Origin of the sequence: Paraburkholderia sp. EG286A (assembly GCF_040965375.1) — a bacterium.
Classification (GTDB): Bacteria; Pseudomonadota; Gammaproteobacteria; order Burkholderiales; family Burkholderiaceae; genus Paraburkholderia.
This window is the reverse complement of sequence record NZ_JBFRCB010000005.1, coordinates 397,345-409,735: the sequence shown is the minus strand read 5'-3', so window position 1 is coordinate 409,735 and position 12,391 is coordinate 397,345. Positions and strand designations below refer to the sequence as shown.

Genomic DNA, 12,391 nt, shown 5'->3' with positions numbered 1-12,391 from the left:
GGGAAGCCGGGAGTTAGTCAGGGCGCTGCAGGTCGGTTGCGGCGAGGCCTTCGTTTGCCACGATGGCAGGGCGCCTGCGCGCGTTGATCGTCACGAAGACCGCCATCAGCACCATGAAGGCGGCGAGCAGCAAGGCGCTGTTGACGAGCACGTGCGCATAGCCGAGCTGAGCGACGTCGATGAACGGATAGGGGTAGAAGTCCGTCTCGCTGCCGCGCCAGAAGGTGACGGCAAGGTAGCCCAGCGGATAGGCGAGCCAGGCGAGGCGGTCGCGAGCAGTGAGGGTGAAGCGCGGCACGAACAGCAGCCAATAGGCCGCGCATAGCAGCGGGATCAGGCTATGCAGGCCCTCGTTGAGCAGCGCGCGATAACCGTGCGGCGTCCAGAGATGCCGCAGCAGCAGATTATAAGCAATGCCAACGAAGACGATATACACCGTGACCGCACTCACGGCGCCCGGAGCGCGGAGCAGGCGTGCCGGCCACGTGCGCACGCGCAGCGCGATGCACGTGAAGGTGAGCGCGACGAGTAACACCGTGAGATTGGTGAGGTAAGCCGAAAGCCTGCCGATGGCCTCGAACGTGTCGAAGCCGCGCAGCACCATGCGCTGGATCGTCATGTCGGTTTGCGCCGCGAGCGCGCCCCACGCGAGCAGCGCGATCACACCCGCCAATGCGGTGGCGTAGGGGCCTGGGGGCTGCGCCGTGTCGGCAAGCGGCACGGCAGCCGCGCGTGTGGGTAGCGGTGGTTCGGACATGCAGCGATGGTAGCGCACAAAGATCATGCGCGCCTGAAGCGGCTTTGCCGCGGCGGCAGGCTATTTGTCGCCAGCGCGCTGCGCAGCCGCAACGAGATACAGGCGCACGAGATCGCGCAGTTCGGCCATCAGTACGGCGCGCGACGATGGCTCTTCGTTGGCGATGCTGGCGACGCCCTTGAGCATGTGAATCAGTACGATCGCCATGACTTTTGCCCTGGCGGGCTTGAGATGCGCGATCGCACGGCTCAGGATGTCGGCAACGCCGCCGCGCATCGCTTCGCGAAAGCGCTTGCGGTGGTCGTCGCTGCCGCTGCGGGCGTCGACGAGTGCAGCGGCAAAGCTGCGCTGCGACTGCAACAGCAGCACGAAATCGACGAGCGCGTCGGCGACGGCCTCGAGCGTCATCTCCGCAACCTGTTGCCCGAGTTCGGCGAGTCCGTTCTTTGCCTGCTGGGCGTAGCGCAGCAACAGCGCTTCGGCCAGCGCCTCCTTGGTCGGAAAGAAACGGTACAGCGAGCCGATCGCCGTCGACGAGCGCAACGCAATTTCGGTCATGGTGGCGGCGTCGTAACCCTTCTCCGTGAACACGGCGACGGCGGCGTCCATGATCGCGGCCACGCGCTGGCGGCCCCGCTCGCGTTTGGGCTCGGTGGGGCGCGCGGTTTCCGCAACTGGCGTGGTGGACGTCATGGCGTGATCTTCAAATGCGAGGATATGAGAGGGATTCCTCGCATATTAGCATGCGGGACGCCTTTCGCTGCCAGGCACAACAACGCACGGACGCGCGCCGCCCACTCGCCGATCGATTGACTTACGCGAGGTTACTCTCTACCATGATTTGCGAGGACGTCCTCGCATTTCGGCGTGGCGCACGCCGCCGCTGCCGCCATCATGCTTACCTTTCCCGTTTGAACGTTCGAGGTTACGACATGCCGTACGTGTGGCTCTTTTTCGCTGGCGCGTTCCTTTGCAACGCGATCCCGCATCTGGCTTCCGGCCTGCAGGGGCTGCCTTTTCCCACGCCCTTCGCCCGTCCGCGAGGGCGGGGCGACTCGTCGCCCATCGTGAATGTGGTTTGGGGCTTCGTGAATATCGCGATCGCAATCGCGCTGGGCACCGGACGTCTTCAGCAGCCTGCAACGCGCGAGGACGTCGTCGCGCTGCTGGCGGGCGGGCTCGTCATGGGGCTTTTTCTCGCGTTCCATTTCGGCGCGGTCCAGCGGGAAAAGCGCGCAGATTGAGGCCGAGGCAGGCGGCGGCAAGATCGTGAAAAAAACAGTTGCACAGTCTAGGGGGAAACCCTATACTGAATCCGTCTCCTCCATGTCTCCTCCTGATATGGATTCAGCCCGCTCTCTCAGCGGGCTTTTTCTTTTCTGGCGCCGGTTTGCACGGGCGGCCAGCCATCCTCACCGGTCATTCCTTTACGAACACAAAGTCGCATTTGCGTGCGGTCGTGCGCGAGCCGCTGCCTGAAGTCGCGTCGAACTGCGCGCTGACTTCATACGAATAGGGCGCGCGATTGTTGACGTGCGGCGCTGTGGCAGTCAGACCCTGGGCGACGAGCGTGGCCGACCCGTCGGGTTCGAGCTTGCCGTCCAGCGTGAGCCAGCCACTGGTGTCCCGTTCGCCGTGTTCGCCGTGCAGGACGTTTTGCTGGATTTCGGCGGGAAATTGATAGCGGTAGCCCGGCGTATCGCCGGCGCCCTTGGGGCACGTGAGCGTCACGTTCCAGTCGCCGTCGAAGGTGCCGGCGGCGTGCGCAGCCGGTGTTCCAGCAAGGCCCGCGCAGACAGCGATGCAGTGCACGGTCAACGTTAATTTACCTACCCGCATTGCGGCTCCCGGTGTCGAGTCATCTGGCACTATTGTGATCGCAATTGGCGTGCCGGTATGGGCGCCGTCGCACAGTGTGTCTCGCGGCAGCACGGCGCCTGGCTCGTGTCTTTTGTCAGCCTGGCCGCGGCAGTGTTGTGCAACTAACTGTCAAGCCCGCCTTCCGCAATCGAATTTGGCCCGCGCAAACGCAAAAAGAATCCGGCCATTGACATGAACGACACCGGTCTCCAGGGCGCGCGGCGCAGAAGCCCGAGCGCGCGTGCCTGGTCTTCATCAGGCTGCTACTGCCCGGCGACCACCCTCAGCGCCGGGCGAGATTGCGCTTGAGGGCCGCGCAGCCAGCATCCGTGAGCGGCTCGACCATCTGGATCCGCTCGTCGGGCTTGAAGTCGCTGATCCAGACCACGCGGCAACGTTGGGGAGAAGCGGGTGAATCCGGCATCACCTGAAGCGTCGCATGATGATGCTCGAAACGTCCGCCGCACACGGTGTAGGCGAGGCGCATGCGGGCGTCGTCGACGCCGATCACGCGTTCCTCGATCACGGCGCCGTCGGCGAACGTCACCCATCGCACGTCGTTTTCCATGCGCGCATCGGTCAGCACGCCGGCGAACACGCGGTCGACGTTGGCGGGATCGCGCAGCGCGGCCCAGACGTCCTGCGCCGAGGCTTCAACGGGAATGTCCCGGTAGACGGTAGCCATCGCACTTGCCTCCTTCGTGTTGTGTGACGCGTGCAGCGTGCGCGCGCCACGCGCGGCGGTCCTGGGAAATCCTGACCTCGTTTGCGCCGGCAGCGGCTGCGGCTCGTGCCGCCCTCAATGCGCGTGCCGATGATGCACGTCGGGGTAGTGCGCGTGGCTATGGGTGATCGGCGCGTGACGGTGCGCATGCGTGTGCGGCTCCGAGCCGTCCCACGCGAAGTCGTGCTCGTGCTGATGGTGTTCGTCGTGCCGGTGCGCGTGGGTGTGCTCGAGCGGTTCGTGCGTGTGCGTGTGGTCGTGACGTTCGCGCACGTGCAGCCACACGCCGAACGCCATCAGCGCGAGCGCGAGCCAGAAGGCGAGCGCCGGGCGCTCCGGCCACAGCAGCAGTGACAGCGCCACGCCGAAGAGGGGCGCCACGGAGAAATAGGCGCCGGTGCGCGCCGTGCCGAGATGGCGCAGCGAGACGACGAACAGCACCAGGCTCACGCCATAGCCCGCGAAACCCACGGCCATGGCGCCGCTCACCGCCTGCCAGGCGGGCCAGTGCGCGCCCGCGGCGAGCGCAATGCCGATATTCACCGGCCCGGCCACGAGCCCCTTGGTGCAGGCCACGACCATCGCGTCGTTGGTGGAGACCTTGCGCGTGAGGTTGTTGTCGACGGCCCAGCACAGGCACGCGAGCGCGACGAGCAGCGCACCGGGCGCGATGCCGGACACGGCGCCGCCGTGCGCGCCGGGCCACGAGAGCAGCACGCCGCCCGCCACGATCGCCAGCATGCCCAGCGCGATCTGCGCGTCGAAGTTCTCCCGAAAGCAGACCCAGGCGATGAGCGCCGTCAGCACGCCCTCGAGGTTCAGCAGCAGCGCGCTGGTGGCGGCGGGCGTGGTGTTCAGGCCGAGCATGAGCAGGGCGGGCGCCGCCACGCCGCCCGCGGCGATCGCACCGGCAAGCCATGGCAATTCGGCCAGGCGCAGCGGGTCGTGCGCGGGCTCCTGGGTGGCGGTTGAGTCGCCGCGGCGCGCCAGGAGACGCCGTATCAGCAGGACGACCGCGAGCCCCGAGCCGCTGCCGAGATAGAAGAGTCCCGCGAGCATGAACGGCGACACGCTGCCGAGCAGCGCCTTGGCGAGCGGTGTGGTGATGCCGAACAGGGCCGCCGCGAGCAGCGCCGTGAAGATGGTATGCCGATGGGACTTCATTGCAGGCCGGAAGCGGGAAGAGGAGTAAAAGGCGTAGAAGGCGCGCGATGGGCGCGCAAGCGGGCTGCGCGCCGAGCCGGTCCGGGAACCATGATACTTTTAACTCAGGCAGGAGATCAGGGCCGATTCTGCCACTTCTGTGCCAGGTTTTCGAACTGGCACCGAGTCTTCTCATCCACCGGGTGAAGCGCGCCGGCCACCTCCCGTCCCCCTCTCTGCGGATGAGAGAAAACCCTGGATCTAAAAACATAGCGGAACTCCTGCCTGCTGGTATGATGACCTCATGACGGCATAAGTGATGAGTGTGGCAAAGTAGTCGCGACCGTCAGCTGGTTGTAGTCAGACAAAGGCGTTTAACCAGACAGGAGACAGCATCATGAAGGCACCCAGGCGTTGGCTTGCGTCGACGTTGATGTCATTTGCGGTTCTCGGCACGGCGGGCGTCGCGCAAGCGGCCAATCTCATCGCCATCATCACCCCCTCTCACGACAATCCCTTCTTCAAGGCGGAAGCCGACACGGCGAACGCGCGCGCCAAGGCGCTCGGCTACGACACCATCGTGCTGGTCCACGACGACGACGCCAACAAGCAATCGCAACTCATCGACACCGCCATCGCCCGCGGGGCCAAGGCGATCATTCTCGACAACGCCGGTTCGGAGGCGTCCATCGCCGCAGTCCAGAAGGCGAAAGACGCAAAAATTCCGGCGTTCCTGATCGATCGTGAAATCAACGCGACCGGCATCGCGGTCTCACAGATCGTTTCGAATAACTACCAGGGTGCGCAGCTCGGCGCGCGCGCCTTCGTCAAGGCGATGGGCGAGAAAGGCAATTACGTGGAGCTCGTCGGCCGCGAGGCGGATATCAATGCCGGCATCCGCTCGAAGGGCTATCACGACGTGATCGACCAGTTTTCGAACATGAAGATGGTCGAGCGCCAGTCGGCGAACTGGAGTCAGACTGAAGCCTATACGGTGATGGAATCGATCCTGCAGAGTCACCCCGACATCAAGGGCGTGATAGCCGGCAACGACACCATGGCGATGGGCGCAACAGCCGCGCTGAAAGCTGCGAAGCGCAACGACATCATCGTCGTGGGCTTCGACGGCAGCAACGACGTGCGCGACGCGATCAAGCGCGGCGACATCCGCGCAACGGTATTGCAGCCGGCGGCCGAGGCGGCCACGGACGCCGTCGATCAGGCCGACAAGTATCTGAAGACCGGCGCGACGGGCAAGCCCGAAAAGCAGCTCATCAACTGCTCGCTCATCACGAAGACGAACGCCAGCAAGCTCGACATGTTCGCCTTGCGTTAAGGCGCGCATCGGCAGCACGAGCATCGTACGAGCGGAGCGCGGCGCGCTCCGCAACGACATCCGTAACCACATGGGGTTATGCATGGGAGTGCTTCGGTACGCGGTCATTGCCGTGGTGGCCGCCGTGTTGGGTGGCGCGCTGCACGGCTGCAAGCTGGTGAAGAACAGCGACCTGCAGGGCTCGGGTGGATCGCACGACAACTACGCGTCGGCGGGCTACGACCCGAACGCCATGGTGGCGTCGATGTGGAGTACGAAGATCGTGCCTGACATCGAAAAGCGCGCGGTGGACTATCGGACGCTGCGCGACGCGATCAAGGCGGACCCCGACGCCGCCGGCCACAAGTACGGCTACCGCGGCAAGGACGATGGCGCGCCATGGAATTTTCCGACCACGCTGCACGGCACCATCGTGGACGTGGACACGCAGTCGAGCCAGGGCACCGTGGGCGTGGACGTCGATGGCAGCGGGCAGGCCAGCGTGATCGTCGACATCGGCCCGACGGTGCTCGGCACCACGCTGCGCGATTCGCTCGATTTCATTTCGTTCAGCAATTTCCGCAACCAGATCGAGTATGCGCAGTTTGGCACGGCGCTCAACGCGTACGCGGCGAATCACGTCATGAAGCCGCTGCCGCGCAACGATCTCAAAGGCAAGCCGATTACGGTGACGGGTGCGTTTTCGTACGACTCGTCGAGCGACCAGCCGGAGATCGTGCCGCTCGCGGTCACGGTCGGAGGCAAGTCATGACCGATGCGAGCAATGCGGACGTGATCCTCCAGGTCGAGGACGTCACCAAGGTCTATCCCGGCACGGTTGCCCTGAAGGGCGTGAACTTCTCGGTGCGCCGTGGCGCAGTCAACGTGCTCGTGGGCGAGAACGGCGCGGGAAAATCCACGCTCATGAAGATCATCGCGGGCGCGGAGCAGCCGACCAGCGGGAAGCTCGTGCTGGACGGCAAGCCTGTCGCACCGGCTAGCAGCGCAGAGGCACTGCGCCACGGTATCGGCATCGTCTTTCAGGAACTCAACCTCTTTCCGAATCTCACGATCGCCGAGAACATCTTCATCGCGCACGAAATCACGCGCGTCGGCATCGATATCGACGCCGACGCGCAGCGCGAGAAAGTACGCGCGTTGCTCGCGCGGCTCGAACTCGACCTCAGCCCCGACACGCCGGTCGAGGATCTGCGTATCGGGCAGCAGCAGCTCGTGGAGATCGCGAAGGCGCTCGCCCACGATGCGCGCGTACTGATCCTCGACGAACCCACCTCGGCGCTCAGCGCGGCAGAGGTGGCCGTGCTGTTTCGCGTGATTGCGGAACTCAAGGGGCAGGGCGTGTCGATCGTCTACATCTCGCACCGGCTCGAAGAACTGGTCAGGATCGGCGACTACATCACGGTGCTGCGCGACGGCCTCATCACGGGCCATCAACCGATGGCGCAGATCGACGTGCCGTGGATCGTGCGGCAGATGGTGGGCCGCGAAACCAGGGACTTCTCACGCCCCGTCGGCCACACGCGCGGCGCCGAGGTGCTGACGCTGCGGGACGTCACGCTGCCGCGCAAGGGCAGTGGCTTGCTCGTGGATCACGTCTCGCTGTCGCTGCACGCGGGCGAGATCGTCGGCATCTACGGACTGATGGGGGCGGGGCGCTCCGAGCTGTTCGAATGCATTCTGGGCGTGCATCCTCACGCAACCGGCAGCGTCGTGCTGGACGGCAAGGCGCTCGATGGCAAGCCGATCGCAGGGCGCGTCGCACAGGGCCTTGCGCTCATTCCCGAGGACCGCAAGGCCGACGCGCTGCTGCCCATCATGTCGATTGGCGAGAACATGACGCTCTCGAGTCTCGCGGCCCATGCGCGAGGTTTTCATATCGATCCGCGGCGCGAGCAGCGCTCCGTGCTCGACTACATTCGCGACCTCGCGATCAAGGTTGCCGACTGGCGGCTGGCGGTCAGTTCGCTCTCCGGCGGCAATCAGCAGAAGGTGGTGATCGCGCGTGCGCTGATGACCACGCCAAAAGTCCTGCTGATGGACGAGCCCAGCCGCGGCATCGACGTCGGTGCGAAGGCGGACATTTTCAGGGTCATGCGCGACCTGGCCGGCCGGGGACTGGGCGTGCTGTTCGTCACGTCTGATCTGGAAGAGGTGATGGCCTTGTCCGATCGCATTCTCGTGATGTCGAACGGCCGTGTCACCGCTGAATTCGATGCCGCCGACGCTACGCAGGACGCGCTCGTCGCCGCCTCCGCAGTCGGGCACAGGACTGCACATGCTGCCCATGCGGCGGCGCACGAACAGGCGGCCTGAGCACGCGCGTTCAATGGTTGTCACGGTTCCAACGTTTAGCCTGCATTCATCTGGAGAGCATTCATGTCGCTGGCCATCAAGAGCACGGCACCCGGAGCGAGCTTCAGCGAGGCGCCGCTGCTCCTGCTGCTGAAGCTGCGTACGTTCATCGCATTGTTCGCGGTCGTGGTCTTCTTTTCGTTCGCTGCCCACAACTTTCTGAGCATCGAGAACCTGCTCATCATGTCGCGGCACGTCGCGCTCAATGCCTTCCTCGCGATCGGCATGACGTTCGTGATCGTGGCGGGCGGCATCGACCTTTCGGTGGGCTCGGTCGTGGGCCTGACGGGCATGGTGGCAGGCGGGCTCATCCTCAAGGGCATTCCCATCGGCAGCGAGTACACGCTGTTTCTGAGCGTGCCCGCCGTGATCGTCGTGGCGCTGCTCGTGGGCGTACTGGTAGGCGCGATCAACGGCCTGCTCATCACCCGGCTGAACGTCGCGCCGTTCATCGCGACGCTCGGCACGCTTTATATCGCGCGAGGGGCCGCGTTGCTGTCCTCGGGCGGCGAGACCTTCCCGAACCTGACGGGCAATCCCGCCTACGGCACCAGCGGTTTTCCTGTGCTCGGCAGCGCGACGATACTCGGCATCCCGCTTACGGTATGGCTGCTGGTCGTGGTGGGCGTGGTCGCCGCGTACATCGCCGCGCGCACGCCGCTCGGCCGGCAGATCTATGCGGTCGGCGCCAACGAGCGCGCCGCCCAGCTCTCGGGTGTGCGCGTGAATCGCGTGAAGATGTTCGTGTATATGTTTTCGGGTTTCTGCGCGGCGATCGTCGGGTTGATCATTTCATCGGAACTGGTCGCTTCGCACCCCATGAGCGGCGAGACATTCGAACTCAACGCGATTGCGGCGGCCGTGCTGGGCGGCACGTCGATGTCGGGCGGACGCGGCAAGATCGGCGGCACCATCGTCGGTGCGTTCGTGATCGGCATGCTTTCGGACGGGCTCGTGATGATGGGCGTGAGTTCCTTCTGGCAAACGGTGATCAAGGGCGTCGTCATCGTGGCGGCGGTGGTCGTCGACCAGATCCAGCGGCGCGCGCAGCAGCGCTTTGCGCTGCAAAAGCAGGCTGCAACGGGGGCGTGACCGATGAATGCAACAGCGGCGCAATTGAAGGGCGCGTTGATCGGCTGCGGGTTCTTCTCGCTCAATCATCTGCATGCGTGGCAGGACATCGACGGCGCGCGGATCGTGGCGCTGTGCGACGCGAACCGTACGCGCCTCGACGAAGTCGGCGACAGGTTTGGCATCGAACGGCGTTACACGGATGCGGCCACGATGCTGCGCGAAGAGCGGCTCGACTTCGTCGATATCGCGACCACCGTGCCGAGTCACCGCGCGCTCGTGGAGCTTGCGGCGGCGGCCGGCGTGGCCACGATCTGCCAGAAGCCGTTCGCTTCCACGCTCACCGATGCGCGCGCGATGGTTCAAACGTGCCACGAAGCCGGCGTGCCGCTGATGGTGCACGAAAACTTTCGCTGGCAGAGCGCGATTCAGGCCGTGGGAAGGGCGCTGCGCGACGGGGCGATCGGGCAGCCGTTCTGGGGCCGCGTGTCGTTTCGTTCGGCATACGATGTGTTTAGCGGCCAGCCCTATCTGGCGCAGGGCGAGCGCTTCATCGTCGAAGATCTCGGCATCCACATTCTCGATGTCGCGCGCTTCCTGTTCGGCGACGTGGCGCGTGTGAGCGCCACGACCGCGCGCGTGAACCCATCGATTCGCGGCGAAGACGTCGCGACGATCCTGCTCGCGCATGAAAACGGTGCGAGCAGCGTGGTGGATTGCAGCTACGCGACGCAGTTGCCGCGCGAACTCTTTCCGCAGACGCTCATTGAAGTCGACGGCGCGGAGGGCACACTGCGGCTCTTCGCCGACTACCAGCTGCAGATCCATACACGTACGGGTACGGAGCTGCGCAGCGTCGCACCGCGTGCGCTCTCATGGACGAGCGAGCCCTGGGTGGCGATCCAGGGCAGCGTGTTCAGCATCCAGTCGCACTGGGTGGATTGCCTGCGGCGCGGCGTCGAGCCGGCCACGAGCGGTCGCGACAATCTGCGTACGCTGGAACTTGTTGAAGCCACGTATCTTTCGGCGCGCGAGGGGCGCAGCGTCGTGCCGGGAGAGGCGGCGTCATGAGCGAGGGTATGAACAACGCGGTCTACTACGGCACGCAGCAGCCGGTGACCCCGGCGGCCCGCCTCGAAGCGGGACCGTGGTCGGCGTGGCTGATCGACGGCGCATTGCACGACATCCGCTATCAAGGCGCCGAAGTCATCCGCGCCGTGTCGTTTCTCGTGCGGGACAAGGACTGGGGCACGTGCCGCCCCGACATCGAGTGCATCGACGTCGAAGAGACGGCGGGCGGCTTTCACGTCGCGTATGACGCGCGCTGCGCGAATCCGGAGGGACATGCGCTCAGCTACGCGCTTGCCATGGCGTGTTCAGCCAACGGTGCCCTCACGTTTCGTTGTGATGTCACCGCGCATGCCGATTTTCTGGCGGCCCGCTGCGGGTTTTGCGTGCTCCATCCCATCGACGGCGTAGCCGGTGCGCCCGCGCGGGTGGAGCACGGCGATGGCCGTCGTGAAAGCGCGGCCTTCCCGGCGCTGATCGATCCGTGGCAGCCCTTCAAGGACATCGCGGCAATCGAGCACGATCTGCCGAACGGCTTGACGGTGCGTTGCACCTTCACGGGCGACGTGTTCGAGATGGAAGACCAGCGCAACTGGTCCGATGCTTCGTTCAAGACCTATTCACGCCCGCTTGAACTGCCGTGGCCCTATACGCTGGAAAAGGGCGCGGCGTTCGCGCAGACGGTGACGCTGAGCGTGAGCGGTACGGATCAGGCGGAGGGGAAAGCAGAAGCCACACGAGAGGCGCGGGCCGACAAGATCGAAATCGCTTCTGGCAATCCCGGGCAGCACGAAACCATGCCCGCGATCGGCGTGGCGATCGCCTCGAACGATGCCGCAGCGGCGCTCTCGAATCTCGCGTTGCTCGCAGAGCTTGGACCGCAGCAATTGACGCTGAGCTTCGACCCGCTTGCGGGCGATGGCGTACCCGAGCTTGAACGCTTTGCACAGTTGCAGCGCGAAAGCGGCGTGCCCGCCGTGCTGGAGTTTGCCTTGCCCGGTGTCGAGGCGCCGCCTGTGGAGCTCTCGTGTCTCGCCGCCCAGATCGATCAGGCGGGCCTCGCGTTGACGGGCATCGTCGTGAGCCCGGCCGTGCATCGGCAGTCGAACCCGCCGGGCAGCGTGAGCCCGCCGTGTCCCGCGCTCGACGAGGTCTATCGCGAGGCGCGCCGTGCGTTCCCCAGGCTACGCCTTGGCGGCGGCATGCTGAGCTACTTCACGGAGCTGAACCGCAAGCGGCCGCCGCTCGACATGGTCGACTGGGTTACCCACGCGACGTGTCCCATCGTGCACGCCGCCGACGACCGCAGCGTCATGCAGACGCTCGAAGCCATTCCCCACATCACGCGTTCGTGCCGCGCGCTGATCGGCGGGCAGCCCTACGCGATCGGGCCGGTCTCGATCGGCATGCGACAGAACCCATACGGTTCGCGCGTGATGCCGAATCCCGCAGGCGAACGCGTGGCCATGGCCGCCAACGATCCGCGCCAGCGCGCGTTATTCGGCGCGGCCTGGCTCGCAGGGTACGCGGCGGCGCTCGAAGGCGCGGGAATCGAAATGCTCACGCTGGGCGCCTTGACAGGGCCGCGCGGGCTTGCCGCTGTGGAAGATGTGGAAGGCAACACGCCCGCACGCTATCCGGTTCTCGATGTCGCGAAGGCATTGGCTCGCGTGGCGGGAGCGGCGCGCTTGCGGGTCACGCGAAGCGGCGATGCCGTCCGTATCGCGTGCCTTGCGGTACGCCACGCCGACGGCGCGATCGAACTCGTGCTGGCCAATCTGACGCGCGAGCCCCGCGAGGTTCAGCTCGAATTCGACGAGGCAATCCACACGTCGCTGCACGCGACGAGCCTCGACGAATACACGTTGAACGGGCAAACCGACGCGCCCACGCCGTGCACGCTGTTGCCCGGTGTTCCGGTAATGCTGCGTCCGTTTGCCTGTGTGTTCGCCTCCTCGCGCGCGGTGTTGGCGTAGCGTCCGCGGCGCATAAGCGCTGCGGCGTGCAGGCATGTCGGTGGAAATACCAGGTGTTGTCGTTTCGTGATGATGGTCTACTCATCATACCAGCACATATGATC

12 protein-coding genes are annotated in these 12,391 nt (G+C 65.3%); 7 read left to right on the top strand and 5 right to left on the bottom strand.

Translation table 11 applies throughout. The annotated features are described in order from the left end of the window. Positions 1 to 13: 13 nt before the first annotated feature. Together AB4Y35_RS25005 and AB4Y35_RS25000 are read right to left on the bottom strand one after the other, a co-directional pair. Positions 14 to 757, bottom strand: coding sequence for a Pr6Pr family membrane protein (locus AB4Y35_RS25005; protein ID WP_368706423.1), 744 nt, complete (start codon positions 755 to 757; stop codon positions 14 to 16). A gap of 60 nt (positions 758 to 817) precedes the next feature. Then, positions 818 to 1,450 (bottom strand): TetR/AcrR family transcriptional regulator, encoded by a 633-nt coding sequence (locus tag AB4Y35_RS25000; protein ID WP_368706422.1) that lies wholly within the window; start codon positions 1,448 to 1,450, stop codon positions 818 to 820. A 239-nt stretch (positions 1,451 to 1,689) separates the two neighbouring features. Between AB4Y35_RS25000 and AB4Y35_RS24995 the strand changes: the two genes are divergently transcribed. Next, entirely contained in the window at positions 1,690 to 2,001 is a 312-nt protein-coding gene (locus AB4Y35_RS24995) for a hypothetical protein (RefSeq protein WP_368706751.1), read from the top strand. 175 nt (positions 2,002 to 2,176) lie between these two features. On the opposite strand, the gene AB4Y35_RS24990 is transcribed toward AB4Y35_RS24995, so the two are convergent. The 3 genes from AB4Y35_RS24990 to AB4Y35_RS24980 all read right to left on the bottom strand — a co-directional run bounded on the left by AB4Y35_RS24990 (position 2,177) and on the right by AB4Y35_RS24980 (position 4,505). Then, entirely contained in the window at positions 2,177 to 2,689 is a 513-nt protein-coding gene (locus AB4Y35_RS24990; RefSeq protein ID WP_368706421.1) for a hypothetical protein, read from the bottom strand. Positions 2,690 to 2,900: 211 nt separating this feature from the next. Continuing rightward, positions 2,901 to 3,302, bottom strand: a complete 402-nt coding sequence (locus AB4Y35_RS24985; protein ID WP_368706420.1) for an SRPBCC family protein — start codon at positions 3,300 to 3,302, stop codon at positions 2,901 to 2,903. Positions 3,303 to 3,416: 114 nt separating this feature from the next. Beyond that, the gene (locus tag AB4Y35_RS24980) at positions 3,417 to 4,505 is read right to left on the bottom strand and encodes a DMT family transporter (RefSeq protein ID WP_368706419.1); all 1,089 of its coding nucleotides are present in this window, start codon (positions 4,503 to 4,505) and stop codon (positions 3,417 to 3,419) included. Positions 4,506 to 4,881: 376 nt separating this feature from the next. Between AB4Y35_RS24980 and AB4Y35_RS24975 the strand changes: the two genes are divergently transcribed. The 6 genes from AB4Y35_RS24975 (at position 4,882) to AB4Y35_RS24950 (ending at position 12,287) form a co-directional block, all read left to right on the top strand. Further along, the gene (locus AB4Y35_RS24975) at positions 4,882 to 5,820 is read left to right on the top strand and encodes a D-ribose ABC transporter substrate-binding protein (RefSeq protein WP_368706418.1); all 939 of its coding nucleotides are present in this window, start codon (positions 4,882 to 4,884) and stop codon (positions 5,818 to 5,820) included. Between the two features lie 82 nt (positions 5,821 to 5,902). Beyond that, positions 5,903 to 6,571: a DUF2291 family protein gene (locus AB4Y35_RS24970; RefSeq protein ID WP_368617160.1), complete on the top strand. Its 669-nt coding sequence runs from the start codon at positions 5,903 to 5,905 to the stop codon at positions 6,569 to 6,571. Further along, positions 6,568 to 8,133: a sugar ABC transporter ATP-binding protein gene (locus AB4Y35_RS24965; protein ID WP_368706417.1), complete on the top strand. Its 1,566-nt coding sequence runs from the start codon at positions 6,568 to 6,570 to the stop codon at positions 8,131 to 8,133. Before AB4Y35_RS24970 ends, AB4Y35_RS24965 begins: the two co-directional genes overlap by 4 nt. Before the next feature lie 63 nt (positions 8,134 to 8,196). Next, complete coding sequence (locus tag AB4Y35_RS24960; RefSeq protein WP_368706416.1) at positions 8,197 to 9,264, top strand: ABC transporter permease; 1,068 nt, start codon at positions 8,197 to 8,199, stop codon at positions 9,262 to 9,264. 3 nt (positions 9,265 to 9,267) lie between these two features. Then, positions 9,268 to 10,314: a Gfo/Idh/MocA family protein gene (locus AB4Y35_RS24955; protein ID WP_368706415.1), complete on the top strand. Its 1,047-nt coding sequence runs from the start codon at positions 9,268 to 9,270 to the stop codon at positions 10,312 to 10,314. Next, positions 10,311 to 12,287, top strand: coding sequence for a hypothetical protein (locus AB4Y35_RS24950; RefSeq protein WP_368706414.1), 1,977 nt, complete (start codon positions 10,311 to 10,313; stop codon positions 12,285 to 12,287). The genes AB4Y35_RS24955 and AB4Y35_RS24950 overlap by 4 nt, the downstream gene beginning before the upstream one ends. The last annotated feature ends 104 nt before the right edge of the window (positions 12,288 to 12,391 follow it).